This window comes from Buttiauxella cochleicola (genome assembly GCF_021282435.1).
GTDB classification, from domain to species: domain Bacteria; phylum Pseudomonadota; class Gammaproteobacteria; order Enterobacterales; family Enterobacteriaceae; genus Buttiauxella; species Buttiauxella massiliensis.
Genome location: NZ_JAJSOT010000006.1, coordinates 219,750 through 245,084, shown reverse-complemented (window position 1 = coordinate 245,084; position 25,335 = coordinate 219,750). Strand labels below are relative to the sequence as shown.

Below are 25,335 nucleotides of genomic sequence, written 5' to 3'. Positions count from 1 at the left end.
CGAGGATGCTCGCAATTTATTTTTTCCGCAGCAGTCGCAGAGCATTCGCGGTAACCAATGCAGTGGCACCCGAATCAGCCAACACCGCAAGCCACAGGCCGGTGATACCCAACAGCGTTGTCACCAGGAAAATCCCCTTCAACCCCAACGCGATAGTAATGTTCTGGCGAATATTATTATGTGTTGCTCGCGCCAGTCCTATCATGTTGGCAAGCTCCGTCAGGCGGTTGTGCGTCAGTGCAGCATCGGCGGTTTCGAGTGCTACATCGGTGCCGCTGCCCATGGCGATGCCGATAGTTGCAGCCTTCATTGCCGGAGCGTCGTTGATGCCGTCGCCGACCATCGCCAGCGGCGCACGGGCGTTGAGTTCATTCACCGCACTGACTTTGTCGGCAGGCAGCAGGCTTGCGCGATAATCCATCCCTAATTCCTGCGCGATGGCGGCGGCTGCACGTGGGTTATCACCCGTTAGCATCACGCTTTGAACACCAAGCTTGTGCAGTGCAGCTACTGCCATTTTTGCATCGCTGCGTAAGGTATCGCGTAATGCCAGAACGCCAAGTAACTGGCCTTGTTGTAACAGGGCAACCACCGTCTGGCCTTCGGCTTCAAGCTGAGTGATTCGCAGCTGCCAGGCCGCATCCAGCACGGTATTCGCGAGCTTACCCGGCGCGCTTAATAACAACGTTTCGCCATTAATTGTGGCTTCCACACCAATACCTGCCAGCGCCCGGTGTGCACTGGTGTCGGGCAATTCCAGATTGCGGTTTTGCGCTTCACGCACAATCGCCTGGGCAAGCGGGTGCGACGAGCCAAACTCCACGGCAGCAGCCAGTGCCAGCAGGTCGTTTTCGCTAAGTTCACCATTGACTTCAATGGTGGTGACTTGCGGTTTACCTGCGGTCAACGTGCCGGTCTTATCAAACGCGATATGTTGGATTTTTCCGAGGCGTTCGAGAGCTGCACCGCCTTTAATTAACGCGCCACGGCGAGCTGCCGCTGCAAGTCCGGAGGTAATTGCTGCAGGGGTAGAAATCACCAGCGCGCACGGGCAACCAATGAGTAACAGTGCCAGCCCTTTGTAGATCCACTCGCCCCAGCTTTGCCCAAACAGCAGCGGAGGAATAACCGCAGCGAGCAGGGCAATCGCCATAATAATCGGCGTGTAAATTCGGCTGAAACGGTCAATAAAGCGCTCAATCGGCGCGCGGCGTTCATCGGCTTCTTCAATTAAACGCAGAATGCGGTCAATTGCGCTGTCGCCCGGTTCGGAAATGACTTCGAGCTGCACCAGTCTGTCGACGCTGGTGCTTCCTGCCGGGACTTTCTCATCTTGCTGGCGTTCAACCGGAATGGACTCGCCGGTTAATGCGCTTTCATCGAAACTGGCAAAAGGTGTTAGCAAGCGGCCATCAGCAGGCAAACGCCCGCCCGCCGCTACTTCTATGACATCGCCCGGACGTAAATCAGAGAGCGCGATGCTTTCGCGTTCACCGTTACGAATACGAGTCGCGACTTCTGGTTTCAGCGCCATCAGTGCGCTCACACCACGGCGCGCGCGGCTGGCGGCGTAGGACTCCAGGCGTTCACCAATTAAGAACAGCAGTAATACCATCGCGGCTTCTGCGGTCGCGCCGATAAACAGTGCGCCAATGGCGGCCACGCTCATCAACGTTTCGATGGCAAACCAGTTACCGGTGCGCATCAGGCGCACGGCCTGGCGTGCGATCGGCCACAGGCCAACCAACGTGGTGGCGATGAATGCTATGTTGCCGAACGGATGGTTAAACTGCTCAAGCCCCCAGCTCAGCGCCATCATGGCTATCAGTAAGATGAGCGGTAAATTTTCATGCCAGGCGGATGTTTTCGGTGCGGGGGCGGCACTGTTTCTTAGGTTGTAACCTGCGGCTTTCACGGCTTTTTCAACGTCGTCGCGAACATCGCGCTGCGCGGTGACCAGCAGTTTTTCTGTGCTGAACAGCACCTGAACGCGCTGCACATCGGCAATCTGTTTGACAGCGTTTTCAACTTTGCGGGCGCAGGCGGCGCAGTCCATGCCATCGACGAGCCAGCTATAACGTTCGCCGGTATCAGGCAGCATTTGCGTTTCAGGCGCGACATTGGCGTCACTACAGCAATCATTACCATGGCATGCGTCTGTTTTTATCGGCAACGGACTGAGCTTTGCCTTCGCAAATTGTGGTGTTTTTGGGGAGTTGAGCATGCGCCCTCCTGGGTAATGATAATGTTCTCATTACGCATGTTACTCTCTGGAGTTGACTCCAGAGTCAAGAGGGAAATTTGAGGGGCGGTAAATACCGCCCGCAAGGTCAAATATACAGAGCGCGGACAATCATAAAGTGCCCGGCAAAATAGCAGGCTGCGGCGATGGCGCTATCGCCTGTGAAGCGGCGGCGGTAATGGCTACCCAGCCAGACTATATTGCCCAACAGCAGCAGCGTTGCGCCAATAAAGCCTGAGAAACTCGGGCGTGTTGGCAGGAAGAAATAGAGCTCACCGGCCAGCCACACCATCACCAGTGTCATGCCGATAAACGTCAGAATCGGCCAACGGAATGTTTCGAGGCGCGTCCAGATGACGGCGGTCAGTAGCGCGCCAATAACTAGCAGTACCAGCGGCAAAGGCCAGAAGAAACTGAACGTCATTTGGCTGGCGAAATAGAGGGTATACAACAGGTGCGACAGGAAAAACGCCCCGATGGCATACAACATGCGCTGGGTTGGAAGCAGGGTGAGGGCGTCACCGAGCAGCGTTGCCGCAAGCCCCGCGAGGATCAAATAGCCTGTTGCGTTGAACATCGGCGCTTGCCAGGCCAGCAGTAATAACAGCAGAAGGGTGACGGGTTTGAATACCCAGCGTTGCCAGGTTGGCCCACGATAGGAGGCATCAACGTACAGCCAACCGGAGAAGAATACGGCGATGAATGACCAAAGCATGGCATGTCCTTAGGGCATTAAATTAAAATTGAAAGCACGACGTTACTTATCTCAGTCTAGTGGTCAATGTCGGTGGGTGACAATGCCACGACGTGCAGGGTATTCTTAAAAGTGCCTGACAAATCGAGATAAATCCATGAGTAAAATGCCCCTTTTCTTCATTGCTGTTGTTGCGATTATCGTCGTGGCAGCGTCGTTCCGCTTTGTGCAACAGCGCCGTCAGAATGCGGAAAATGATGCCGCGCCCATGATGGAAAGAAGTGTGCTGGTGGCGACGAAACGTGAAATGCCCACCACCGATCGTCGATCACGACAACGCCAGGTTACATCTGTCGAAGATACAATGCGTTATGAGGTTTGGTTTCGCCCACAAAGTGGCGGACTGGAGCTAAAAATGCGCGTGACGGCAGAGCAGTATCACTCGATGAGCGTTGGTGATGCAGGAACTTTGCAGTACAAGGGGACGCGCTTTGTGGGCTTCCTCCCCGACTAATAACAGGCTATTTTATTTGCCATTTTTGACCAGGGCAGTGCTCGCAATCCTCACGTACTGCGTGTACGCTCCGGTTCCTCCGCGCTGTCCGTGTCCAAACTGGCTGCAACAATTACGCCTGGTGGCACCGCATTATGATTATTTACCCTGGCGGAGCTTTTTCTGCCAGACCAGCAGTTCAAATACCCCAAAGATAAAAATCTTAATCTGCTGAGCGCGACTGAGCGGTGGGCTGCCTTTTGGCTGAGTCGATTTCAGCAACGCTAACTGCATACCGTGCATCAGCACGGTGAAGATCAGCGCGACGTTAATGAAAATATTCAGCGGGCGTGGGAACGGATGGACAATATTTAGTAACAAAAATGCCCAGACGCCGAGCATCAGCAATCGGCCTATGTTAATCAGCATGACTCTGCTCCTTGAATTTCACGGCTATACAAACGATACGCGACCTGTCCCGCGACTTTTTCACGATGCAAAGACCAGCTTACGGGCACCGTTGGCGTTCCGTTTTCCACTTCGCTTTCAACGTAAATCAGCGCTTCGTTAGCCAGCCAGCCATTGCTTTCCAGTAAGGCTAATGTCTCTTCCAGCAAGCCTTTACGGAATGGCGGGTCAACAAATACGATGCTGTGCGGTTCACCGGACTGCGACAGGAAATTAAGCGTGTTGGTGTTCACGACTTTTCCGTTGGTCGCTTTCAGCGTGGCGAGATTTTTTTGCAACTGCTGTGAAACATTGCGATCCATCTCCAGCAATGTGGCACGGCTCGCGTATCGTGACAAGGCTTCAAGCCCCAATGCACCGCTTCCTGCAAAGCAATCCAGCACGGTGGCATCGACCATGGTGGGTGCCAGCCAGTTAAACAGGGTTTCACGAACCCGATCTGTGGTAGGACGCAGGCCAGGGCTGTCTGGTACGGGTAGTTTGCGGCCGCGCCATTGGCCTCCAATAATACGGATCTGGCCGGTGCCAGTAGATTGCGGTTTTTTCATGAGACTCACTGCGATGCAATTTCTTGCCGTCTAGTGTAACGGTGTGTGTAAGGCGGGGAAAGTGATAGACTAAGGCATTCCTTAGATAATTATTTTCAGTGCCCGTGGCATGCTCAATCGGGCCTGTGCCATGAATTAACAGCGAGGAGTGTGTTCGCAAATGGCGAAAGAGAAAAAACGTGGCTTTTTTTCATGGCTAGGCTTTGGCCAGAAAGAGCAGGCTTCTGAACAAGAACCAGAACAAAAAGTAGCAGAAGAACAACCGGTTGCCGAAGAGGTTGTTGAGCAGATTGTTGAATCTGAACAACCGCAAGCCGCTGACGAAACTGCCCAGCCAGAAGAGACTAAGCCGGAAGCACAAACTGAGATTCAGCCAGAAGTTTTGCCTGAAGCTGAACCTGTTGTGCTTGAAAAGCATGAAGAACCTGAAGCCTTCGCTGAAGAGATCGTAGAAGTCACTGAAAAACTCGTCGAAAGCGAAGTGGCTGCGGTTGAACCGGAAATCATTCCGGAACCAGAGCCAGAACCAGAAGTTACCGCGCAAGCTGTGGTCGAACACGAAGAGCTACCGGTTCCTGAAGAGATAGTCGCGCCAGAAGCGGTACAGGTTGAATCATTAGAAGAGTGGCAGCCTGAGCAAGAACCTGTCGTTGCGGAAACTGCTGTTGAAACGGTTGTTGAGCCTGAAGAAATTGCAGTCGCTCCGGTTGAAGCTATCGTAGTTGAAGACGTAATTGTTGAAGAAGTTGTTGCTGAAGAAGCTCCGGTAGAAGAAGTCGTTGAAGACATTCCTGTTGCGGCCGTTATCGTCGAAGAAGCTGCGGCGGAACTGGAGCCTGAAGAGTCTCAAGCCGAAGAAGTTCAGCACGAACAAGAGCGACCAACCAAAGAAGGTTTCTTTGCTCGCCTTAAACGCAGCCTGATTAAAACCAAACAGAACCTCGGTTCCGGATTTATCAGTCTGTTCCGCGGCAAGAAAATCGACGATGATCTGTTTGAAGAGCTCGAAGAGCAATTGCTTATCGCCGATGTGGGCGTTGAAACAACGCGCAAAATCATCACCAATCTGACAGAAGGCGCGAGCCGTAAAGACCTGCGTGACGCCGAAGCGTTGTACGGTCTGCTGAAAGAAGAGATGGGTGAAATTCTGGCGAAAGTCGATGAGCCGCTCAAAGTTGAAGGCAAAACGCCGTTCGTTATCCTGATGGTTGGCGTCAATGGTGTGGGTAAAACCACCACCATCGGCAAACTGGCTCGTCAGTTCCAGCAGGAAGGCAAATCTGTGATGCTGGCGGCGGGTGATACCTTCCGAGCCGCTGCGGTAGAGCAACTGCAGGTGTGGGGCGATCGTAACAATATTCCTGTTATTGCTCAGCACACAGGTGCTGATTCCGCCTCAGTGATTTTCGATGCCATTCAGGCCGCGAAAGCACGAAATGTCGACGTACTTCTGGCGGACACCGCCGGGCGTTTGCAGAACAAAGCGCACCTGATGGAAGAGCTGAAGAAAATCGTCCGCGTAATGAAAAAACTGGACGAAGACGCACCGCATGAGGTTATGCTCACCCTCGATGCCAGCACCGGGCAGAATGCGATTAGCCAGGCTAAATTGTTCCATGAAGCCGTTGGATTGACAGGCATTACGCTAACCAAACTCGATGGTACAGCCAAAGGCGGCGTGATTTTCTCCGTTGCCGATCAGTTTGGTATTCCGATTCGCTATATTGGCGTCGGCGAGCGTATTGAGGACTTGCGTCCGTTTAATGCGGGCGATTTTATTGAGGCACTTTTTGCCCGAGAGGATTAACCATGATTCGCTTTGAACACGTTAGTAAGGCCTATCTCGGTGGGAGACAAGCGTTGCAGGGAGTGACCTTCCATATGCAACCTGGCGAGATGGCTTTCCTGACCGGCCACTCAGGCGCGGGGAAAAGTACCCTGCTCAAGCTTATCTGCGGTATCGAGCGGCCAAGTGCCGGGAAGATTGCTTTTGGCGGCCATGATATTAGCCGCCTCAAGAGCCGCGAAGTGCCGTTCCTGCGTCGCCAGATTGGAATGATCTTCCAGGATCACCATCTGTTGATGGACAGAACCGTGTACGACAACGTGGCAATCCCGCTGATCATCGCGGGTGCCAGTGGCGAAGATATTCGCCGTCGCGTTAGTGCGGCACTGGATAAAGTCGGCCTGCTCGATAAAGCGAAAAACCTTCCGATCCAACTCTCTGGCGGTGAACAACAGCGCGTGGGTATTGCCCGCGCGGTAGTGAATAAGCCAGCCGTTTTGTTGGCGGATGAACCAACCGGTAACCTTGATGATGCACTCTCGGAAGGGATTTTGCGTCTGTTCGAAGAGTTTAACCGTGTGGGCGTAACGGTTCTGATGGCAACGCACGACATGAGCCTGATATCCCGTCGTAATTATCGCATGTTGACGTTAAGTGACGGCCATTTGCATGGAGGCCTGGCAGGTGAATAAACGCAGCGCGCTCAATCACATAAAGCGTTTCAGCAACAAGCTGGATAAAATCAACTCGCTGAATAAGTTAGGAGATTTAGGCCGCTCGGTGAAAAAACGCGGTAAAGGGCCTCAATCGAAAAGCAAATCCCTCAAAGGTGGTGTGAACGAACAGTTCCGCTACGCCTGGCAGGGGGCGCTACAAGACTTACGCAGCAAGCCTATAGCCACGTTTTTGACGGTGATGGTTATCGCCATCTCACTGACGCTGCCTAGCGTGTGCTACATGGTTTACAAGAACGTGAACCAGGCCGCTACGCAGTATTATCCTTCGCCGCAAATCACCGTTTACCTCGATAAAGCGCTGGACGACAACGCCGCGCAGCAAGTGGTTGGCGCGATTCAGGCGGAAGAGGGCGTCGATAAAGTTAACTATCTTTCGCGTGACGAAGCGCTGGGTGAGTTCCGTAACTGGTCGGGCTTTGGTGGCGCGCTGGATATGCTGGAAGAAAACCCGCTGCCTGCCGTTGCCGTGGTGAACCCGAAACTCGATTTCCAGACCACCGACCACCTGAATACTTTGCGTGACCGCGTAGCGCGCATTAACGGTGTCGATGAAGTGCGCATGGATGATAGCTGGTTTGCACGCCTGGCTTCGCTGACTGGCCTTGTAGGCCGGGTCGCTGCGATGATTGGTGTGCTAATGGTAGCGGCGGTGTTCCTGGTGATTGGTAACAGCGTGCGCCTGAGCATTTTTGCCCGTCGCGACACCATCAACGTGCAAAAACTGATTGGTGCAACGGATGGATTTATTCTGCGCCCATTCTTGTATGGCGGCGCGTTGTTAGGCTTTAGCGGTGCGTTTTTGTCACTGATTTTGACCGAAATTCTGGTGTGGCGTTTGTCGTCGGCGGTCACTCAAGTGGCGCAAGTCTTCGGCACAAAGTTCGATTTGACGGGCTTAGGTTTCGATGAATGTCTGCTGTTGCTGCTGGTTGCTTCCATGAGTGGATGGTTGGCGGCATGGATCGCAACGGTACAACATTTACGTCGTTTTACCCCAGAGTAAAAATTTTTTGATATACTTGTTCCCTGCTACGAAGTACCCGTCAGCAGGGGACACGCTCCCACCTCGGTATGTGTTTCTCCTGCCCAGTTTCATAGCTCTGTCACATTTTGTGTGTAATATATGCACAGCTTTACAGTGAACTTGTGGATAACGTCACTGTCTGAGTTTACTGTGGATGGTACGGTTTGGCGCTTGACGTGTGGTCAGGTGCAGCATGGTGTAGCAACCTGTACGTTAGTCTTAAGAGAGGGTTTGAATGACCAAAGAAATGCAAAATTTAGCTTTAGCCCCTGTTGGTAACCTGGAATCTTATATCCGGGCCGCTAATTCCTGGCCGATGTTAACGGCTGAGGAAGAGAAGGAGCTGGCTGAAAAGCTGCATTACCAGGGCGATCTGGAAGCAGCGAAAAGGCTGATCCTGTCTCACCTGCGCTTTGTTGTTCATATCGCTCGTAATTACTCGGGCTATGGTTTGCCGCAGGCTGACTTGATCCAGGAAGGCAACATCGGCCTGATGAAGGCTGTGCGCCGTTTTAACCCTGAAGTGGGTGTCCGTCTGGTGTCGTTCGCCGTGCACTGGATCAAAGCTGAAATTCACGAATACGTTCTGCGTAACTGGCGTATTGTGAAAGTGGCAACCACTAAAGCACAACGTAAGTTGTTCTTTAACCTGCGTAAAACTAAACAACGTCTGGGTTGGTTCAACCAGGACGAAGTGGAAATGGTTGCCAACGAGCTGGGTGTTTCCAGCAAAGATGTCCGTGAAATGGAATCTCGTATGGCGGCGCAGGACATGACGTTCGACATGGGCAACGACGACGATTCAGACAGCGCGCCAATGGCTCCTGTGCTGTTCTTGCAGGATAAGTCTTCTAACTTTGCCGATGGCATTGAAGACGACAACTGGGAATCGCACGCGGCTGATAAACTCAGCGACGCCATGTTAGGCCTGGACGAACGTAGTCAGGATATTATCCGTGCCCGTTGGCTCGACGAAGAAAACAAGAGCACATTGCAAGAACTGGCCGATCGCTACGGCGTTTCCGCTGAGCGTGTGCGCCAGCTTGAAAAGAACGCAATGAAAAAACTGCGCATGGCCATCGAAGCGTAAGTTCTTCCGTCAGATAAAAAACCGCCTTCCGGGGCGGTTTTTTTATGCCTGTCACTTTCCTTCCCTATTGTGAAAAAATTGTTATTCCAAAAACCGCAAATTCGGGTATGTTTTTAACTCTGAATGCGGTGAAGGCACGCGCGGTATTCGTAAATCAAAAATAAAATCGTGCCAAAACAACACAACAATTACCCATTAGCATTCGAGTTGCAGGTAGGCGGCCAGGGAGCTTATCCCGATGAGCTTACTAAGGTAAGTGATTCGGGTAAGTGAGTGCAGCCAACACCCCTGCAGCTTGAAGGATGATGGGTAAATACCAATCACAACAAAAATGGGGATCTCAGGATGAAAATGAAGGGCAAAGCGTTATTGGCTGGTTGTATTGCACTTGCGATGAGCAATGCAGCATTTGCTAAGGACATCAAAGTTGCGGTCGTAGGGGCGATGTCTGGCCCGGTTGCTCAATATGGCGACCAGGAGTTTACCGGCGCAGAACAAGCGGTTGCTGACATTAATGCCAAAGGCGGCATCAAAGGCGACAAGCTGGTTATCACCAAATATGACGATGCTTGTGACCCGAAACAAGCCGTGGCTGTCGCCAACAAAGTGGTTAACGATGGCATCAAATATGTAATCGGCCACTTGTGTTCTTCTTCCACTCAGCCAGCGTCTGATATCTACGAAGACGAAGGTGTTCTAATGATCACCCCTGCGGCAACGGCTCCTGAGCTGACTTCCCGTGGGTACAAATTAACTATGCGTACCACAGGCCTGGACTCCGATCAGGGCCCAACGGCTGCGAAATACATCCTTGATCATGTGAAACCGAAAAACATCGCGGTCATTCATGACAAACAACAGTATGGCGAAGGCCTGGCGCGATCCGTTCAGGACAACCTGAAAAAAGGCGGCGCTAACGTGGTGTTCTTTGACGGTATCACCGCAGGCGAGAAAGACTTCTCCACGCTGGTGGCACGCCTGAAGAAAGAGAACATCGACTTCGTTTACTACGGTGGCTACCACCCGGAAATGGGACAGATCCTGCGTCAGTCTCGTGCAGCAGGCCTGAAAACTCAGTTCATGGGCCCGGAAGGTGTAGCGAACGTTTCTTTGTCTAACATTGCTGGTGAGTCTGCTGAAGGCCTGTTAGTGACTAAGCCGAAGAACTACGACCAGGTTCCTGCGAACAAACCGGTTGTGGATGCCATCAAAGCGAAGAAACAAGATCCAAGTGGCGCATTCGTATGGACCACATACGCAGCACTGCAATCGCTGGCGGCTGGCCTGAACAAGTCAGAAGATCCAGCTGAAATCGCTACCTATCTGAAAGGTGCCACTGTGGAAACCGTAATGGGGCCATTGAGCTGGGATCAGAAAGGCGACCTGAAAGGCTTTGAGTTCGGCGTGTTTACGTGGCATGCGAACGGTACTGCTACCGACGCCAAATAATTTATCGGGCACCTTTCGCGCCGCAGATGCGTTGGCTACGTTGTTACTCGGCCCATCCTTGGGCCTCGCCCTTGTAGGGCCGCTGCAAGCAGCGTTCAAATCTGTTCCTGACAGATTTGTTAACCCCGGTCACTTACTGATGTAAGCTCCCGGGGATTTCACAACTTGCCGCCTTTCTGCAGCACGAAATACTTCGATAAATGATGGAAGAAGTGATAACCAAACAGTTATCACTTCTTCCAGCCACCACTTTGCTCCGCAAAACCTACCGCCTGCATAAACGCCGTCATCACATCACGGTCTTCTACGCCTGCATCGTTCATCCACCAGGCGATGATGTCAGGATTATCACGAATCACTTCTTCGACCAGATACTGCCCAACGCCACGGCGACGGGTGATTTCGCGTACTCGTAGCGAATCCAGCGCGGCTTCATTGCCCGCGAGCGTAACGCGAACCGCACCGAGCAGCCGATCATTAAATTTTGCAGCATAAATTCTGTGAGTATCCGTCAAAGCAAGCGAAGCGCTGGAGTATTCCGGCCAGATCTTAGCAAGATCGATCTCATCCTGAGCACTACACTCAAACAGACGAATGATGGTGAGTTTCATAAGCGAGCTAACCAAAAAGCGGGAAAACCCCGAGTGTAACCAATTTATTTGCGCCAGACGCTTTATCTTTTATCTGTCATATACCAGACGATTAATTTTTGCGGCAAACGTATGCCAGTTCGATAAGCGGTAGATTGAAATATGGTCAGTATAAAACCCTAAAACCTAGTGTTTTATTCCGCTCTTTGTATCGCTATTTTATGCTGAAAAAGCTGCTTTTTTTTGTTTAACTATGAGCAAATACAGAATAATATCTTTGCTTAATAGCCTGAAAAATAGAGAGTTTAGCTTTAAAAATTGTAAATTTTAGCGCTAAGCCCTTAAAGGCACTCATAAAAATGGTTAAAGCCTAAAAAACGCACAGTGCGTTTTTTGGTCACTATAAAACCACATAATCACGAACAGGAATTGGATCTATGAAAATGAACGCGAAGACATTACTCGCTGGGGTTATTGCGCTGGCGGTGTCTCACGCGGCAACCGCAGCAGACATCAAAGTTGCGGTTGTTGGTGCAATGTCTGGCCCGGTTGCGCAGTGGGGCGACATGGAATTTAACGGCGCGCGCCAGGCAATTAAAGACATCAACGCTAAAGGCGGCATCAAAGGCGACAAACTTGTTGCGGTTGAATACGACGATGCTTGTGACCCGAAACAAGCAGTAGCGGTTGCCAACAAAATCGTTAACGACGGTGTGCGTTATGTTATTGGCCACCTTTGCTCCTCTTCCACTCAGCCTGCGTCTGATATCTACGAAGACGAAGGCATCCTGATGATAACCCCTGGTGCAACTAACCCAGAACTGACTGCTCGTGGTTACAAAATGATTATGCGTACCGCGGGCCTGGATTCTTCCCAGGGCCCAACGGCGTCTAAATACATTCTCGACACTGTAAAACCGAAGCGCATCGCGGTCATTCATGACAAACAGCAATATGGCGAAGGCCTGGCGCGTTCTGTACAGGATGGCTTGAAGAAAGGCGGCGCGAACATCGTCTTCTTCGACGGTATCACCGCGGGCGATAAAGACTTCTCCACGCTGGTTGCGCGTCTGCAAAAAGAGAACATCGACTTCGTATACTACGGTGGTTACTACCCGGAAATGGGTCAGATTCTGCGTCAGGCACGTGCTGTTGGCCTGAAAACTCAGTTTATGGGTCCAGAGGGTGTGGGTAACGCATCACTGTCTAACATCGCAGGTGCGGCGGGCGAAGGCATGTTAGTGACTATGCCAAAACGCTATGACCAGGACCCAGCGAACAAAGCTATCGTTGATGAGCTGAAAGCTGAGAAGAAAGATCCAAGTGGTCCGTATGTATGGATTACTTACGCAGCAGTGCAATCTCTGGCTACAGCACTTGAGCGTACCGGCAGTGAAGAACCTGCTGATTTAATCAAAGATTTGAAAGCAAACGGTGCGAAAACCGTGATTGGGCCGCTGAACTGGGATGAGAAAGGCGATCTGAAGGGATTTGATTTTGGTGTCTTCCAGTGGCATGCCGACGGTTCGTCTTCCGTAGCTAAATAGATCGGCAAATCTGGGTCATCCCACCTCCCCGGCGGCTATGCGTTGGGGAGGAATAAATAAGGTTATTGTATGTCCGAGCAGTTCCTCTACTTCCTGCAACAGATGTTTAACGGCGTCACGCTGGGCAGTACTTACGCGTTGATAGCCATCGGTTACACCATGGTTTACGGCATTATCGGCATGATCAACTTCGCCCATGGCGAGGTATATATGATCGGCAGCTACGTCTCGTTTATGATCATCGCAGCGCTGATGATGATGGGCATTGACGTGGGCTGGATGCTGGTTGGTGCAGGTTTTATTGGTGCCATTGTCATCGCCAGTGCCTACGGTTGGAGCATCGAGCGCGTTGCCTACAAACCAGTGCGTAACTCTAAGCGTCTGATTGCACTGATCTCTGCTATCGGGATGTCTATCTTCCTGCAAAACTACGTCAGCCTGACCGAAGGTTCACGTGATATTGCGCTGCCAAGCCTGTTTAACGGCCAGTGGGTCGTCGGTGCCAGCGACAACTTCACCGCAACCATTACCACCATGCAGTTGGTGATTTGGGTGGTGACGTTCCTTGCGATGCTCGCGCTGACGCTGTTTATTCGCTACTCCCGCATGGGCCGTGCGTGCCGCGCGTGTGCAGAAGATTTGAAAATGGCGAGCCTGCTCGGAATTAACACCGACCGCGTTATCTCCCTGACCTTCGTGATTGGTGCAGCCATGGCTGCGGTTGCAGGTGTACTGCTCGGCCAGTTCTACGGCGTTATCAACCCCTACATCGGCTTTATGGCCGGGATGAAAGCCTTCACCGCAGCGGTACTTGGCGGTATCGGCAGTATCCCTGGTGCGATGATTGGTGGCCTGATTTTAGGTGTTGCAGAAGCGCTGACCTCCGCGTATCTGAGCACTGAATATAAAGATGTTGTCTCCTTTGCGCTGCTCATCGTGGTACTGCTGGTTATGCCTACCGGTATCCTGGGTCGCCCGGAGGTAGAAAAAGTATGAAGCCGATGCATGTTGTTTTGGCGCTGCTTTCGGCAGCCATATTTTTCGTGCTGGCGGGCGTCTTTATGGGCGTTCAGCTGAGTCTCGATGGTACTAAGCTTGTAGTCCACAGCGCGGAAACAGTGCGCTGGGAATGGGTGTTGATTGGTACGGCGATTGTCTTCGTCTTCCAGTTGCTGCGCCCTGCATTCCAGAAAGGCATGAAAAAAGTCTCCGGGCCGAAGTTTGTGCTGCCTGCGTTAGATGGTTCTACACCGAAACAGAAACTGTTCCTGGCGGCACTGTTGGTGCTTGCGGTTGCGTGGCCGTTTGTGGTGTCACGCGGTACGGTGGATATCGCCACGCTCACCATGATTTATATCATTCTCGGCCTTGGCCTGAACGTGGTTGTCGGTTTGTCTGGCTTGCTGGTGCTGGGCTACGGCGGTTTTTATGCCATCGGCGCTTATACCTTTGCGCTGCTCAACCACTACTACGGTTTAGGCTTCTGGACATGCTTGCCAATTGCGGGCCTGGTGTCTGCGGCGGCAGGTTTCCTGCTTGGCTTCCCGGTGTTGCGTTTACGCGGCGACTACCTCGCGATTGTGACGCTCGGCTTTGGTGAAATTGTCCGTATTTTGCTGCTCAACAACACCGAAATTACCGGTGGTCCGAACGGCATCAGCCAGATCCCAAAACCAACGCTGTTCGGTCTGGAGTTCAGCCGTAGCACGCGTGAAGGCGGGTGGGACACTTTCAGCAACTTCTTTAACGTTGCATACAACCCCGGTGACAGGATTATCTTCCTGTATCTGGTTGCGCTGTTGCTGGTTGTATTGTCGCTGTTTGTGATTAACCGACTGCTGCGGATGCCGCTGGGCCGTGCGTGGGAAGCGTTGCGTGAAGATGAAATCGCATGCCGCTCACTGGGTCTGAACCCAACTCGTATCAAGCTGACCGCATTCACTATTAGCGCCGCGTTTGCAGGCTTTGCCGGTACGCTGTTCGCTGCACGCCAGGGCTTTGTTAGCCCGGAGTCCTTCACTTTTGCCGAATCGGCATTCGTACTGGCGATTGTCGTGCTGGGCGGTATGGGCTCGCAATTTGCCGTTATCCTCGCCGCCGTGCTGCTGGTGGTATCGCGTGAATTGATGCGTGATCTGAACGAATACAGCATGTTGGTGCTTGGTGGCTTGATGGTGCTGATGATGATCTGGCGTCCACAAGGCTTGCTGCCGATGTCACGTCCGCAATTGAAGCTTAAAAAAGAGCAAGTGGAACAAGTGAAAGGAGAGCAGGCATGAGTCAGCCATTGTTATCCGTAAACGGCTTGATGATGCGTTTTGGCGGCCTGCTCGCCGTAAACAATGTTTCTCTGGAACTGCATCCACAAGAAATTGTTTCGTTAATCGGCCCTAACGGTGCCGGTAAAACCACGGTGTTTAACTGCCTGACCGGCTTCTACAAGCCATCAGGCGGTACGATTCTGTTGCGTGATCAGCATCTTGAAGGGCTGCCGGGTCAGCAAATTGCACGTATGGGCGTGGTGCGTACTTTCCAGCACGTGCGTCTGTTCCGCGAAATGACCGTGATTGAAAACTTGCTGGTTGCTCAGCATATGCAGCTGAAAACCGGTGTGTTCTCAGGTCTGCTGAAAACGCCAGCTTTTCGCCGTTCACAAAGCGAAGCGCTGGACCGCGCTGCAACCTGGCTTGATCGTATTGGTCTGCTTGAGCAGGCTAACCGCCAGGCGAGCAACCTGGCGTATGGCGATCAGCGCCGTCTTGAGATTGCACGCTGCATGGTGACTCAGCCAGAAATTCTGATGCTTGATGAACCCGCAGCTGGCCTTAACCCGAAAGAAACGCATGAGCTCGATGAGTTAATCATGGAGTTACGTAACCATCACAACACCACCGTGCTGTTAATCGAGCATGATATGAAACTGGTGATGGGCATTTCTGACAGGATTTACGTGGTAAACCAGGGGACGCCGCTTGCGAACGGCACGCCGGAGCAAATCCGTAACAACCCTGACGTAATCCGAGCATATTTGGGTGAGGCTTAATATGGAAAATATCATGTTGTCATTTGACCATGTGAGCGCCCACTACGGAAAAATCCAGGCGCTTCATGAGGTCAGTCTGCACATCAAGCAGGGCGAAATCGTCACTCTGATTGGCGCTAACGGTGCCGGTAAAACGACGCTATTGGGAACACTTTGTGGTGACCCGCGCGCTTCAAGCGGCAAGATTACCTTTGATGGTAAAGACATCACCGACTGGCATACCGCACGCATCATGCGTGAAGCAGTGGCGATTGTGCCGGAAGGTCGCCGCGTGTTTTCCCGTATGACGGTAGAAGAAAACCTGGCTATGGGTGGCTTCTTTGCGGAACGCGACCAGTATCATGAACGTATCCAACGCGTTTACGAACTGTTCCCGCGCTTGCTGGAGCGCCGTATTCAGCGTGCGGGTACGATGTCCGGTGGTGAGCAACAAATGCTGGCAATTGGCCGTGCATTAATGAGCCAACCGCGCCTATTGCTGTTAGATGAACCGTCGCTCGGTCTTGCGCCAATCATCATCCAGCAGATTTTCGACACCATCGAAAAATTGCGCAGCGAAGGCATGACCATCTTCCTGGTCGAGCAGAACGCCAACCAGGCGTTGAAGCTTGCTGACCGTGGCTACGTGCTGGAAAACGGCCACGTGGTACTTGAAGATACAGGTGACGCATTACTGGCTAACGAAGCAGTGCGTAGCGCCTACCTCGGCGGCTAAAAAATGCTTATACGACGCTGAGCTGGTCACATTTCATACATATTAAAAACCGCTGTGGTATTTTACTTCAGCGGTTTTTTTATAGCCGTTTGCGCAAAATGGATAATGATAAGGAGATCATAATGAAATACCTGATGCTTATAGCACTGCTCTTTATAGGGCATGCCCAGTCAGCAGAAAAGGACCATACGTTTAATCCTGCTGACCCCACTATCTGGCAAGAAAAATCCCCTTCCGCCGCAGTACAAGCGCAAGAGCAGCACAAAGCGCTGTGTGCGACATTCCCTTCGGCTGAGTGCCCAAATGCCGCTGGCAACCAATCTGATATCGAGCGTGAGAAACAGCGCCGTGAAGATAAACGCCGCTTAAACGATCGGGAAAATCACTTTAAGCATTAACCACCTGGCGGTGCGATTGTGCCGCCTTGTCTTTATTTCGTCATCCCATCGTCACGATCCTGTCACCTCCCGGTTATTTTTCTGTCATTCGCGCATGTCATGTTTTGATGCGAACAAAAACGCGTATTTTCGCGCTGTTAGCCACATAACAAGAGAGATAAGACATGACTGCATCGTTACGACACACAGCAATTTGCCTGGCGCTAGGATGCGTATTTAGCAGCAGCGCTATCGCCGCCACCTCCATTCCATTCTGGCATTCAATGGAAGGCGAGTTGGGCAAAGAGGTTGACTCACTGGCTCAACGCTTTAACCAGACGCATCCTGACTACAAAATTGTTCCGGTTTATAAAGGTAACTACGAACAAAACCTGGCGGCAGGGATTGCGGCTTTCCGTTCGGGCAATGCGCCAGCCATTTTGCAGGTTTACGAAGTCGGCACCGCGACCATGATGGCTTCGAAAGCTATCAAGCCGGTGTATGAAGTGTTTAACGATGCGGGCATTAAGTTCGACGAATCCCAATTTGTGCCGACGGTTTCTGGTTACTACACCGATGCGAAAACCGGGCATCTGCTTTCCCAGCCTTTCAACAGCTCAACGCCAGTGCTGTATTACAACAAAGACGCCTTTAAAAAAGCTGGCCTGAATCCGGACCAGCCGCCAAAAACCTGGCAGGACCTGGCTGAATACACCGCGAAGCTGAAAGCGGCGGGTATGAAGTGTGGTTACGCCAGCGGCTGGCAGGGCTGGATTCAAATTGAAAACTTCAGCGCGTGGAACGGCTTGCCGGTTGCTACCAAAAACAACGGTTTTGACGGTACTGACGCAGTTCTGGAATTCAATAAACCAGAGCAAGTGAAACACATCGCTCTGCTGGAAGAGCTGAATAAGAAAGGTGATTTCAGCTACTTTGGCCGCAAAGACGAATCCACCGAAAAGTTCTACAACGGTGATTGCGCCATCACAACCGCCTCTTCCGGTTCGCTTGCTGATATCCGCCATTACGCCAAATTCAACTACGGCGTGGGCATGATGCCTTACGATTCAACCATTCCGAACGCACCGCAAAACGCCATTATCGGTGGGGCAAGTCTGTGGGTTATGCAGGGTAAAGACGCTGCGACTTACAAAGGCGTTGCCGAGTTTATGCAGTTCCTTGCTCAGCCAGAAATCGCCGCTGAGTGGCACCAGAAAACAGGTTATCTGCCAATTACCAAAGCGGCTTATGACCTGACGCGCGAACAAGGCTTCTACGAGAAAAATCCAGGCGCTGATATTGCTACGCGCCAGATGATGAACAAGCCACCATTGCCATTCACCAAAGGTCTGCGTCTGGGCAACATGCCACAGATTCGTACCATCGTGGATGAAGAACTGGAATCGGTGTGGACCGGCAAGAAAACCCCTCAACAAGCGTTAGATAGCGCGGTTGAGCGTGGAAATCAGCTGCTGCGCCGTTTCGAGCAGTCGACGAAGTCTTAAGTTTTGTTGATGTCGGATGGCGCTTCGCTTATCCGACCTACGAAAGCCGTTGTAGGGTGGATTAGCGCATGCGACATCCACCATTAATCTCTATAAGAGCAACACTATGTCATCTTCTCGTCCGGTGTTCCGTTCAGGCTGGCTGCCGTATGCCCTTGTCCTGCCGCAACTGGTTATCACCATTATCTTTTTCATTTGGCCTGCGGGCGAAGCGTTGTGGTACTCCCTCCAGAATGTCGATCCGTTTGGGCTTTCGAGCACGTTTGTCGGGCTGGATAATTTTAAACAGCTTTTCCACGACAGTTACTATCTCGACTCTTTCTACACCACATTGATTTTCAGTGGCTTAGTTGCTGGCAGTGGCCTGCTGGTGTCGCTCTTTTTCGCGGCACTCACGGATTATGTCATTCGCGGCAGCCGAATCTACCAAACGCTAATGCTGCTACCGTATGCGGTAGCGCCAGCGATTGCTGCCGTACTGTGGATCTTCCTGTTTAACCCAGGGCGCGGCCTGTTAACGCATGTGCTGGAAGGGTTTGGCTACCACTGGAACCACGCGCAAAATAGCGGCCAGGCGATGTTCCTCGTGGTGTTTGCCTCGGTGTGGAAGCAAATCAGCTACAACTTCCTGTTCTTCTTTGCGGCATTGCAATCTATCCCTCGCTCGCTAGTAGAGGCTGCATCGATTGATGGCGCAGGGCCGGTACGACGTTTCTTTAAACTGTCGCTGCCGCTGATTGCCCCGGTCAGTTTCTTCCTGCTGGTCGTGAACCTGGTATATGCCTTTTTCGATACCTTCCCGGTTATCGACGCTGCAACAGGCGGTGGCCCAGTGCAGGCAACCACCACGCTAATCTACAAAATTTACCGTGAAGGTTTTGCCGGACTCGATCTTTCCGCTTCGGCGGCACAATCGGTCGTGCTGATGTTCCTGGTGATCATACTGACCGTCATTCAGTTCCGCTTCGTGGAACGTAAGGTGCGTTACCAATGATTGAGAATCGTCGTGGGCTGACTATTTTCAGCCATACCATGCTGATACTTGGCATCATCGTCATTCTGTTCCCGATGTATGTGGCGTTTGTCGCGGCTACACTGGATAACCAGGCCGTATTTCAGACGCCGATGACGCTGATTCCGGGCACGCATCTGCTGGAAAATATGTCCTATATCTGGACGCATGGTGTTGGTGCTAACAGTGCGCCGTTCGGTCTGATGCTGCTAAACAGCTTTGTGATGGCGATGGTGATTACCATCGGCAAAATCACGGTGTCGATGCTCTCCGCTTTTGCCATTGTCTGGTTCCGCTTTCCGCTGCGTAACCTGTTCTTCTGGATGATCTTTATCACCCTGATGCTGCCAGTTGAAGTGCGTATTTTTCCAACCGTTGAAGTCATCGCAAATCTTAAAATGCTCGATAGCTACACCGGCCTGACGCTGCCACTAATGGCTTCAGCGACCGCCACGTTTCTGTTCCGCCAGTTCTTTATGACGCTGCCCGACGAGTTAATGGAAGCGGCACGCATCGATGGTGCAACGCCGATGCGTTTCTTCCGCGACATCGTCTTGCCGCTCTCAAAAACCAATCTGGCGGCGCTGTTCGTCATCACCTTTATCTACGGCTGGAATCAGTATCTGTGGCCGTTGCTGATTATCAGCGACGTTAACCTCGGTACGGCTGTCGCGGGTATCAAAGGGATGATGTCGTCTGGCGAAGGCTCTACGCAGTGGAACCAGGTAATGGCGGCCATGCTGCTGACCCTTATTCCCCCGGTCATCATCGTTTTAGTAATGCAACGCGCGTTTGTGCGTGGCTTAGTGGATAGTGAGAAATAACCCATGGCAGGACTGAAATTACAGGCAGTATCCAAAAGTTGGGACAATAAAACCCAGGTGATTCAGCCACTGACGCTGGATGTCGCAGACGGTGAATTTATCGTGATGGTGGGGCCGTCGGGCTGCGGAAAATCGACGTTGTTACGTATGGTTGCCGGGCTTGAACGCGTCACCAGTGGTGATATCTGGATTGATCGCCAGCGCGTCACCGAAATGGAGCCGAAAGAACGCGGCATCGCGATGGTGTTCCAGAACTACGCGCTTTATCCACATATGAGTGTGGAAGAAAACATGGCCTGGGGCCTGAAAATTCGCGGTATGGGTAAAGCGCATATTCAGCAGAAAGTGGTGGAAGCGGCGCGTATTCTCGAACTCGATGGTTTGCTCAAACGCCGCCCTCGTGAGCTTTCTGGCGGGCAGCGCCAGCGCGTGGCGATGGGCCGTGCCATTGTGCGTGACCCGGCGGTTTTTCTTTTTGATGAACCGCTTTCAAATCTTGATGCCAAGCTGCGTGTGCAGATGCGCCTGGAACTACAACAGTTACACCGCCGCCTGCAGACCACCAGTTTGTACGTCACGCACGACCAGGTTGAAGCGATGACCCTTGCGCAGCGCGTGATGGTGATGAACAAAGGTGTTGCAGAGCAAATCGGCACGCCAGTCGAAGTCTACGAGCGCCCGGCAAGCCGTTTTGTGGCGAGCTTTATTGGTTCGCCTGCTATGAACCTGCTGGAAGGAAATATCAGCGCCGACGGCACGCGTTTTGAACTGGCAGGCGGCATGGCGTTGCCACTGGGAAACGCGGCAAATCTGCAACGAGGCCGCGCTGTTACCCTGGGTATCCGCCCGGAACATATTGCGCTAAGCTCACAAACCGCAGGCGGCGTGCCATTTGTGGTGGACACGCTGGAGATGCTGGGGGCAGATAATTTAGTGCACGGGCGTTGGGGCGAGCAAAAAATGGTGGTGCGCCTGTCGCATCAGGAACGCCCGCAACCCGGCAGTACTCTATGGCTGTATCTGCCTGAAAATAATCTACATTTCTTTGATAAAGAAAATGGACAACGTTTATGAGTAACTGGCCATACCCAAAAGTCGCGGCCCATCGTGGTGGCGGAAAATTGGCACCGGAAAATACGCTGGCGGCTATTGATATCGGTGCGCGCTACGGCCACACCATGATTGAGTTTGACGCCAAACTATCAAAAGACGGGCAAATCTTCTTGCTGCATGACGACACGCTTGAGCGCACCAGCAATGGTTGGGGAGTCGCGGGCGATTTGCCGTGGGATAAGTTGCTGAGTGTTGATGTGGGAAGTTGGTTTAGCGGCGAATTCAAAGGCGAGCCATTACCTCTTCTTTCGCAGGTTGCTGCGCGTTGTAAACAACACGGCATGATGGCAAATATCGAAATTAAACCGACCACGGGCACCGATAGAGAAACCGGGAAAGTCATCGCACTGGCGGCACGGGAGTTATGGTTTGGGCAAACCGATCCATTGCTCTCTTCGTTTTCTATCGAAGCGCTGGAGGCGGCACAAAATGCCGTGCCTGAGCTTCCACGTGGGTTGTTACTTGATGAGTGGCGTGATGACTGGCGGGAGCTGACCACCCGACTTGACTGCGTTTCCATTCACCTGAACCATAAACTGCTTGATAAATCTCGCGTACAGCAACTGAAAGCGGCTGGATTACATATTCTGGTTTATACCGTGAATGTTCCCGAGCGCGCAGCAACGCTGCTGCGCTGGGGAGTCGATACCATTTGTACTGACCGTATCGACCAGATTGGTGCGGACTTTACGGACTAAATGGCTGCCCAATGTCGGATGACGCAAGCTTATCCGACCAGTAGTTTCGGCATTGTAAGGTGGGTAGCGCGAGCGTCACCCACCATCTCCTTTACGGCCCAATTGTTTTCAGCGGGATATTCGGCTGTAGTGAAGTCGAGTTGCTGTTTTGATTGAGCATGCTGCCATTGGTTTTTGGTTGCAGCATATGATCCTGGCTGCTACTTCCGCTGCCACTTAGCATCCCGCCATTGGTATTTGGCAGTACCTGCTGCGTTCCTACTTCCATTTCATTGGGCAGCGTTTTTTTCACCTTAAAGACGTCCTGCTGCGAATTATTGTTTATCTGCCCTTCCAGATGCTGTTGCTGGATGCGTGTCTGCGTTTGTAACTGCTGATTCAACATCCCTTTTTGCTGTATCTGCTGCGTTTGCATCTGTTGCTGCATCCGTTGCTGACTTGGGATCTGGTAATCCGGTTGGTTTGGATTATTCAGGGTATTAATTGGCTGTGCCAAACAGGTCAATGGCAGCAAAGCCGCCAGTATGAGTATTTTTTTCATCGTCACTTCCTCCATTTGGGGGATCTACTAAGTTTAATCGTTTTCCACCAACCCGATGGTTATTTAGGATTTTTAGACCAGGCTTAACGGGGGATTGCCCCTGATAAGCATGGAGAAAATAACGATGAAGCAGTGGAAAACTTTTCGTTCTGAAATGCTGCGCTGGGTAAGCATTCCCGCGCTAATGATTGGACTCTGCCTGACTGCCAGCGCCGCGCCGCCTCCGGTTTCCTATGGGGTTGAAGCCGATGTGCATCATGCTGTGCGTGCTGAAAATGGCATGGTTGCCTCGCAAGATTCCCTCGCCACCCAAGTGGGCGTCGATATTCTTAAACAAGGTGGGAACGCGGTTGATGCCGCCGTTGCCGTGGGCTTTGCGCTGGCGGTAACACACCCGCAAGCGGGTAATATCGGTGGCGGTGGCTTTATGATGCTGCGCACCAAAGACGGTAAAACCACCGCCATTGATTTCCGTGAAATGGCTCCGGAAAAAGCCACGCGCGATATGTTCCTCGATGCGCAGGGCAATGCTGACAGCAAAAAATCCCTTACTTCTCATCTGGCTTCAGGTACGCCAGGCACTGTGGCAGGCTTCTCCATGGCACTGGAAAAGTACGGTACTTTGCCGCTAAACAAAGTTATCCAGCCCGCTATCAAACTGGCGCAAGACGGTTTCACAGTGAATGATGCGCTGGCGGAAGACCTGAAAGTCTATGGCGCGGAAGTGCTCCCGAATCACCCAAACAGCAAGGCTATTTTCTGGAAAGCTGATGGCGAACCGCTGCAAAAGGGCGACAAACTGGTACAGACCAAACTCGCTAAAAGCCTTGAGATGATTGCTGAGAATGGGCCGGACGCATTCTATAAAGGCGTTATCGCCGACCAGATTGCTGACGAAATGGCAAAAAATGGTGGGTTAATTAGCAAGGCTGATCTTGCGAATTACAAAGCTGTCGAACGTGCGCCGATAAGCGGTACCTATCGCGGCTACGAGATTTTCTCTATGCCTCCACCGTCGTCTGGTGGCATTCACATCGTTGAAATCCTCAATATTCTGGAAAACTTCGACCTCTCTAAATACGGTTTTGGTAGCGCCGATGCGATGCAACTTACCGCAGAAGCTGAAAAATATGCTTATGCGGATCGCTCGGAATACCTCGGTGATCCGGATTTTGTGAAAGTGCCGTGGCAAGCGCTGACTAACAAAGCCTATGCCAAATCACTGGCGGAGCAGATAGACATCAACAAAGCGCGCCCGTCGAGCGAAATCAAACCCGGCAAACTCGCACCGTATGAAAGTAACCAGACCACCCATTTCTCCGTGGTGGATAAAGATGGCAACGCCGTGGCAGTGACCTATACGCTCAATACTGTATTTGGTACCGGCATTGTGGCGGGTAATACCGGTATCCTGATGAATAACCAAATGGATGATTTCTCAGCTAAACCAGGCGTGCCAAACGTTTATGGGCTGGTCGGTGGTGATGCCAACGCCGTTGGCCCGCATAAACGCCCTTTGTCTTCGATGTCGCCAACTATTGTGGTGAAAGACGGTAAAACCTGGCTGGTAACCGGTAGCCCTGGCGGTAGCCGAATCATCACCACTGTGCTGCAGATGGTGATGAATACCATCGATTATGGGATGAACGTCGCCGAAGCGACCAACGCGCCGCGGTTCCATCATCAGTGGCTGCCAGATGAGTTACGCGTCGAAAAAGGCTTTAGCCCGGACACCATCAAACTGCTGAAAGAGAAAGGGCAGAATGTTCAGGTGAAAGAGGCGATGGGAAGCACGCAAAGTATTATGGTTGGGCCAGATGGCTCGCTATATGGCGCTTCTGACCCGCGTTCGGTTGATGATTTGACTGCGGGTTATTAATCCGTTCTCGCCCTTTCCAGAAACGGAAAGGGCGAGGGCGTTTCAATTTGGCTTACATCGCGCCATAAAATACGCATCCACATACTGCCCGTCACGCAGTGCGTAGTTCTTGCCTGTGCCTTCTGTCTCAAAGCCGAACTTACGATAGACTGCCAGAGCAGGTGCGTTATCAACAAACACCGTCAATTCGATACGCTCGACGCGCAACCAGTTATCACACAGGTCGGTCATCGCTGACATAAGTGCGCTGGCGACACCTCTGCCTTGATAGTTGCTATCTACGCCCATACCAAATGTCGCGACGTGGCTGCGTCGCGCAGACTGCTCTACCATCAACATAAGCTGGCCAACAACTTTGCCATCAATACATGCGACCAGGTTACGGCTGCCTGGCTTCAGGTCGGCCATCCGATCGATGAACAGTTTTAGCGGAGGATGAGGGATATGTAGCGTGTCACGGTATAGCGCAGGCTGGGCATAAATTTGCTGCAGGGATTCTAAATCTCCGATTTCCGCGTGACGAACTACGATTTCACTCATTCCTTTTATCCTCAATTGGTTAGGTAACCCCTTCAACATTATTGATTTTTTAATTTTCGTCAACTGCCAATTATTTCTAAAAAAAAGTAGACAAGTGCGAATGATAATGATTATTATTGCCATGCGTTCAGGGGAGACCCCTACGGAGACATCCTGAAAGCACGACATTGCTCACATTGCTTCCAGTATTACTTTAGCCAGCTCTGCTGGCTTTTTTTTGCCCTGCTTATTTGAAGCTGTAGCTGTGTTGGCTGCACTCACTCACCCGAATCACTTACATAAGTAAGCTCATCGGGATTCGTTCCCTTGCCGCCTTGCTACAACTCCAACTAATTTGGGCAAACAACTATCGATCCGTGGACGGCTTAGCGCCGCGACATCCGCCTTCGTCTCAAGTATGGTAATTGCAATTCAAAGTCA

25 protein-coding genes are annotated in these 25,335 nt (G+C 51.9%); 18 read left to right on the top strand and 7 right to left on the bottom strand.

Annotated elements, in window-relative coordinates; translation table 11 throughout:
- Nucleotides 1-16: 16 nt before the first annotated feature.
- Together zntA and LVQ77_RS15715 are read right to left on the bottom strand one after the other, a co-directional pair.
- Entirely contained in the window at nucleotides 17-2,224 is a 2,208-nt protein-coding gene (gene zntA, locus LVQ77_RS15720) for a Zn(II)/Cd(II)/Pb(II) translocating P-type ATPase ZntA (RefSeq protein WP_232904934.1), read from the bottom strand.
- A 106-nt stretch (nucleotides 2,225-2,330) separates the two neighbouring features.
- Entirely contained in the window at nucleotides 2,331-2,957 is a 627-nt protein-coding gene (locus LVQ77_RS15715) for a lysoplasmalogenase (RefSeq protein ID WP_064514650.1), read from the bottom strand.
- A 136-nt stretch (nucleotides 2,958-3,093) separates the two neighbouring features.
- Here LVQ77_RS15715 and LVQ77_RS15710 point away from each other — a divergent pair, with 136 nt between their 5' ends.
- Nucleotides 3,094-3,450, top strand: a complete 357-nt coding sequence (locus LVQ77_RS15710; protein ID WP_232904933.1) for a DUF2500 domain-containing protein — start codon at nucleotides 3,094-3,096, stop codon at nucleotides 3,448-3,450.
- 138 nt (nucleotides 3,451-3,588) lie between these two features.
- Here the strand turns inward: LVQ77_RS15710 and LVQ77_RS15705 are convergent, their stop codons facing one another.
- Entirely contained in the window at nucleotides 3,589-3,858 is a 270-nt protein-coding gene (locus tag LVQ77_RS15705) for a DUF1145 family protein (RefSeq protein ID WP_064561314.1), read from the bottom strand.
- Nucleotides 3,852-4,445: a 16S rRNA (guanine(966)-N(2))-methyltransferase gene (rsmD, locus tag LVQ77_RS15700; RefSeq protein ID WP_232904932.1), complete on the bottom strand. Its 594-nt coding sequence runs from the start codon at nucleotides 4,443-4,445 to the stop codon at nucleotides 3,852-3,854. The genes LVQ77_RS15705 and rsmD overlap by 7 nt, the downstream gene beginning before the upstream one ends.
- A gap of 160 nt (nucleotides 4,446-4,605) precedes the next feature.
- Here rsmD and ftsY point away from each other — a divergent pair, with 160 nt between their 5' ends.
- The 5 genes from ftsY to LVQ77_RS15675 all read left to right on the top strand — a co-directional run bounded on the left by ftsY (nucleotide 4,606) and on the right by LVQ77_RS15675 (nucleotide 10,531).
- Entirely contained in the window at nucleotides 4,606-6,252 is a 1,647-nt protein-coding gene (ftsY, locus tag LVQ77_RS15695; protein WP_232904931.1) for a signal recognition particle-docking protein FtsY, read from the top strand.
- 2 nt (nucleotides 6,253-6,254) lie between these two features.
- Nucleotides 6,255-6,923 carry a cell division ATP-binding protein FtsE gene (ftsE, locus tag LVQ77_RS15690; protein ID WP_154151018.1) on the top strand — a complete coding sequence of 223 codons (669 nt, stop codon included), beginning with the start codon at nucleotides 6,255-6,257 and terminating at the stop codon, nucleotides 6,921-6,923.
- Nucleotides 6,916-7,971, top strand: coding sequence for a permease-like cell division protein FtsX (gene ftsX / locus LVQ77_RS15685; RefSeq protein WP_120066129.1), 1,056 nt, complete (start codon nucleotides 6,916-6,918; stop codon nucleotides 7,969-7,971). Before ftsE ends, ftsX begins: the two co-directional genes overlap by 8 nt.
- A 256-nt stretch (nucleotides 7,972-8,227) precedes the next feature.
- A complete protein-coding gene (gene rpoH / locus LVQ77_RS15680; RefSeq protein WP_034460519.1) occupies nucleotides 8,228-9,082 on the top strand; it encodes an RNA polymerase sigma factor RpoH in 855 nt (284 codons plus the stop codon).
- A gap of 345 nt (nucleotides 9,083-9,427) precedes the next feature.
- Nucleotides 9,428-10,531 (top strand): branched-chain amino acid ABC transporter substrate-binding protein, encoded by a 1,104-nt coding sequence (locus tag LVQ77_RS15675; protein WP_151993803.1) that lies wholly within the window; start codon nucleotides 9,428-9,430, stop codon nucleotides 10,529-10,531.
- A gap of 230 nt (nucleotides 10,532-10,761) precedes the next feature.
- Here the strand turns inward: LVQ77_RS15675 and panM are convergent, their stop codons facing one another.
- Nucleotides 10,762-11,142 carry an aspartate 1-decarboxylase autocleavage activator PanM gene (gene panM, locus LVQ77_RS15670; RefSeq protein ID WP_232863901.1) on the bottom strand — a complete coding sequence of 127 codons (381 nt, stop codon included), beginning with the start codon at nucleotides 11,140-11,142 and terminating at the stop codon, nucleotides 10,762-10,764.
- A 416-nt stretch (nucleotides 11,143-11,558) separates the two neighbouring features.
- On the opposite strand from panM, the gene livK reads away from it, so the two are divergent.
- The 11 genes from livK to ugpQ all read left to right on the top strand — a co-directional run bounded on the left by livK (nucleotide 11,559) and on the right by ugpQ (nucleotide 21,955).
- A complete protein-coding gene (livK, locus tag LVQ77_RS15665; protein ID WP_232863900.1) occupies nucleotides 11,559-12,668 on the top strand; it encodes a high-affinity branched-chain amino acid ABC transporter substrate-binding protein LivK in 1,110 nt (369 codons plus the stop codon).
- Nucleotides 12,669-12,737: 69 nt separating this feature from the next.
- The gene (livH, locus tag LVQ77_RS15660) at nucleotides 12,738-13,664 is read left to right on the top strand and encodes a high-affinity branched-chain amino acid ABC transporter permease LivH (RefSeq protein ID WP_064514637.1); all 927 of its coding nucleotides are present in this window, start codon (nucleotides 12,738-12,740) and stop codon (nucleotides 13,662-13,664) included.
- A complete protein-coding gene (locus LVQ77_RS15655) occupies nucleotides 13,661-14,947 on the top strand; it encodes a high-affinity branched-chain amino acid ABC transporter permease LivM (protein WP_064514635.1) in 1,287 nt (428 codons plus the stop codon). The genes livH and LVQ77_RS15655 overlap by 4 nt, the downstream gene beginning before the upstream one ends.
- Nucleotides 14,944-15,711 (top strand): high-affinity branched-chain amino acid ABC transporter ATP-binding protein LivG, encoded by a 768-nt coding sequence (livG, locus tag LVQ77_RS15650; RefSeq protein WP_034460506.1) that lies wholly within the window; start codon nucleotides 14,944-14,946, stop codon nucleotides 15,709-15,711. Before LVQ77_RS15655 ends, livG begins: the two co-directional genes overlap by 4 nt.
- Nucleotide 15,712: 1 nt before the next feature.
- Nucleotides 15,713-16,426 carry a high-affinity branched-chain amino acid ABC transporter ATP-binding protein LivF gene (livF, locus tag LVQ77_RS15645; protein ID WP_034460504.1) on the top strand — a complete coding sequence of 238 codons (714 nt, stop codon included), beginning with the start codon at nucleotides 15,713-15,715 and terminating at the stop codon, nucleotides 16,424-16,426.
- Between the two features lie 122 nt (nucleotides 16,427-16,548).
- Complete coding sequence (locus LVQ77_RS15640) at nucleotides 16,549-16,824, top strand: hypothetical protein (RefSeq protein ID WP_232904929.1); 276 nt, start codon at nucleotides 16,549-16,551, stop codon at nucleotides 16,822-16,824.
- Between the two features lie 164 nt (nucleotides 16,825-16,988).
- Nucleotides 16,989-18,308 carry a sn-glycerol-3-phosphate ABC transporter substrate-binding protein UgpB gene (ugpB, locus tag LVQ77_RS15635; RefSeq protein WP_064514633.1) on the top strand — a complete coding sequence of 440 codons (1,320 nt, stop codon included), beginning with the start codon at nucleotides 16,989-16,991 and terminating at the stop codon, nucleotides 18,306-18,308.
- Nucleotides 18,309-18,414: 106 nt separating this feature from the next.
- Nucleotides 18,415-19,302 carry a sn-glycerol-3-phosphate ABC transporter permease UgpA gene (gene ugpA, locus LVQ77_RS15630; RefSeq protein ID WP_232904926.1) on the top strand — a complete coding sequence of 296 codons (888 nt, stop codon included), beginning with the start codon at nucleotides 18,415-18,417 and terminating at the stop codon, nucleotides 19,300-19,302.
- Complete coding sequence (gene ugpE / locus LVQ77_RS15625) at nucleotides 19,299-20,144, top strand: sn-glycerol-3-phosphate ABC transporter permease UgpE (RefSeq protein ID WP_151993795.1); 846 nt, start codon at nucleotides 19,299-19,301, stop codon at nucleotides 20,142-20,144. The genes ugpA and ugpE overlap by 4 nt, the downstream gene beginning before the upstream one ends.
- Before the next feature lie 3 nt (nucleotides 20,145-20,147).
- Nucleotides 20,148-21,218, top strand: coding sequence for a sn-glycerol-3-phosphate import ATP-binding protein UgpC (locus LVQ77_RS15620; RefSeq protein WP_232904923.1), 1,071 nt, complete (start codon nucleotides 20,148-20,150; stop codon nucleotides 21,216-21,218).
- Entirely contained in the window at nucleotides 21,215-21,955 is a 741-nt protein-coding gene (gene ugpQ / locus LVQ77_RS15615; RefSeq protein ID WP_232904920.1) for a glycerophosphodiester phosphodiesterase, read from the top strand. The genes LVQ77_RS15620 and ugpQ overlap by 4 nt, the downstream gene beginning before the upstream one ends.
- A gap of 91 nt (nucleotides 21,956-22,046) precedes the next feature.
- On the opposite strand, the gene LVQ77_RS15610 is transcribed toward ugpQ, so the two are convergent.
- The gene (locus LVQ77_RS15610; RefSeq protein WP_151993792.1) at nucleotides 22,047-22,496 is read right to left on the bottom strand and encodes a DUF2756 family protein; all 450 of its coding nucleotides are present in this window, start codon (nucleotides 22,494-22,496) and stop codon (nucleotides 22,047-22,049) included.
- A gap of 124 nt (nucleotides 22,497-22,620) precedes the next feature.
- Here LVQ77_RS15610 and ggt point away from each other — a divergent pair, with 124 nt between their 5' ends.
- On the top strand, nucleotides 22,621-24,375 hold the full coding sequence (ggt, locus tag LVQ77_RS15605) for a gamma-glutamyltransferase (RefSeq protein WP_232904916.1): 1,755 nt from the start codon (nucleotides 22,621-22,623) through the stop codon (nucleotides 24,373-24,375).
- Between the two features lie 42 nt (nucleotides 24,376-24,417).
- Here ggt and yhhY read toward each other — a convergent pair whose 3' ends face one another.
- Nucleotides 24,418-24,915 (bottom strand): N-acetyltransferase, encoded by a 498-nt coding sequence (gene yhhY / locus LVQ77_RS15600; RefSeq protein WP_232904913.1) that lies wholly within the window; start codon nucleotides 24,913-24,915, stop codon nucleotides 24,418-24,420.
- Nucleotides 24,916-25,335 lie beyond the last annotated feature (420 nt).

Bases quoted from the DNA above. Each gene is read 5' to 3' on its own strand.
- zntA (WP_232904934.1), bottom strand. From the start codon at position 2,224: ATGCTCAACTCCCCAAAAACACCACAATTTGCGAAGGCAAAGCTCAGT.
- LVQ77_RS15715 (WP_064514650.1), bottom strand. From the start codon at position 2,957: ATGCTTTGGTCATTCATCGCCGTATTCTTCTCCGGTTGGCTGTACGTT.
- LVQ77_RS15710 (WP_232904933.1), top strand. From the start codon at position 3,094: ATGAGTAAAATGCCCCTTTTCTTCATTGCTGTTGTTGCGATTATCGTC.
- LVQ77_RS15705 (WP_064561314.1), bottom strand. From the start codon at position 3,858: ATGCTGATTAACATAGGCCGATTGCTGATGCTCGGCGTCTGGGCATTT.
- rsmD (WP_232904932.1), bottom strand. From the start codon at position 4,445: ATGAAAAAACCGCAATCTACTGGCACCGGCCAGATCCGTATTATTGGA.
- ftsY (WP_232904931.1), top strand. From the start codon at position 4,606: ATGGCGAAAGAGAAAAAACGTGGCTTTTTTTCATGGCTAGGCTTTGGC.
- ftsE (WP_154151018.1), top strand. From the start codon at position 6,255: ATGATTCGCTTTGAACACGTTAGTAAGGCCTATCTCGGTGGGAGACAA.
- rpoH (WP_034460519.1), top strand. From the start codon at position 8,228: ATGACCAAAGAAATGCAAAATTTAGCTTTAGCCCCTGTTGGTAACCTG.
- LVQ77_RS15675 (WP_151993803.1), top strand. From the start codon at position 9,428: ATGAAAATGAAGGGCAAAGCGTTATTGGCTGGTTGTATTGCACTTGCG.
- panM (WP_232863901.1), bottom strand. From the start codon at position 11,142: ATGAAACTCACCATCATTCGTCTGTTTGAGTGTAGTGCTCAGGATGAG.
- livK (WP_232863900.1), top strand. From the start codon at position 11,559: ATGAAAATGAACGCGAAGACATTACTCGCTGGGGTTATTGCGCTGGCG.
- livH (WP_064514637.1), top strand. From the start codon at position 12,738: ATGTCCGAGCAGTTCCTCTACTTCCTGCAACAGATGTTTAACGGCGTC.
- LVQ77_RS15655 (WP_064514635.1), top strand. From the start codon at position 13,661: ATGAAGCCGATGCATGTTGTTTTGGCGCTGCTTTCGGCAGCCATATTT.
- livG (WP_034460506.1), top strand. From the start codon at position 14,944: ATGAGTCAGCCATTGTTATCCGTAAACGGCTTGATGATGCGTTTTGGC.
- livF (WP_034460504.1), top strand. From the start codon at position 15,713: ATGGAAAATATCATGTTGTCATTTGACCATGTGAGCGCCCACTACGGA.
- LVQ77_RS15640 (WP_232904929.1), top strand. From the start codon at position 16,549: ATGAAATACCTGATGCTTATAGCACTGCTCTTTATAGGGCATGCCCAG.
- ugpB (WP_064514633.1), top strand. From the start codon at position 16,989: ATGACTGCATCGTTACGACACACAGCAATTTGCCTGGCGCTAGGATGC.
- ugpA (WP_232904926.1), top strand. From the start codon at position 18,415: ATGTCATCTTCTCGTCCGGTGTTCCGTTCAGGCTGGCTGCCGTATGCC.
- ugpE (WP_151993795.1), top strand. From the start codon at position 19,299: ATGATTGAGAATCGTCGTGGGCTGACTATTTTCAGCCATACCATGCTG.
- LVQ77_RS15620 (WP_232904923.1), top strand. From the start codon at position 20,148: ATGGCAGGACTGAAATTACAGGCAGTATCCAAAAGTTGGGACAATAAA.
- ugpQ (WP_232904920.1), top strand. From the start codon at position 21,215: ATGAGTAACTGGCCATACCCAAAAGTCGCGGCCCATCGTGGTGGCGGA.
- LVQ77_RS15610 (WP_151993792.1), bottom strand. From the start codon at position 22,496: ATGAAAAAAATACTCATACTGGCGGCTTTGCTGCCATTGACCTGTTTG.
- ggt (WP_232904916.1), top strand. From the start codon at position 22,621: ATGAAGCAGTGGAAAACTTTTCGTTCTGAAATGCTGCGCTGGGTAAGC.
- yhhY (WP_232904913.1), bottom strand. From the start codon at position 24,915: ATGAGTGAAATCGTAGTTCGTCACGCGGAAATCGGAGATTTAGAATCC.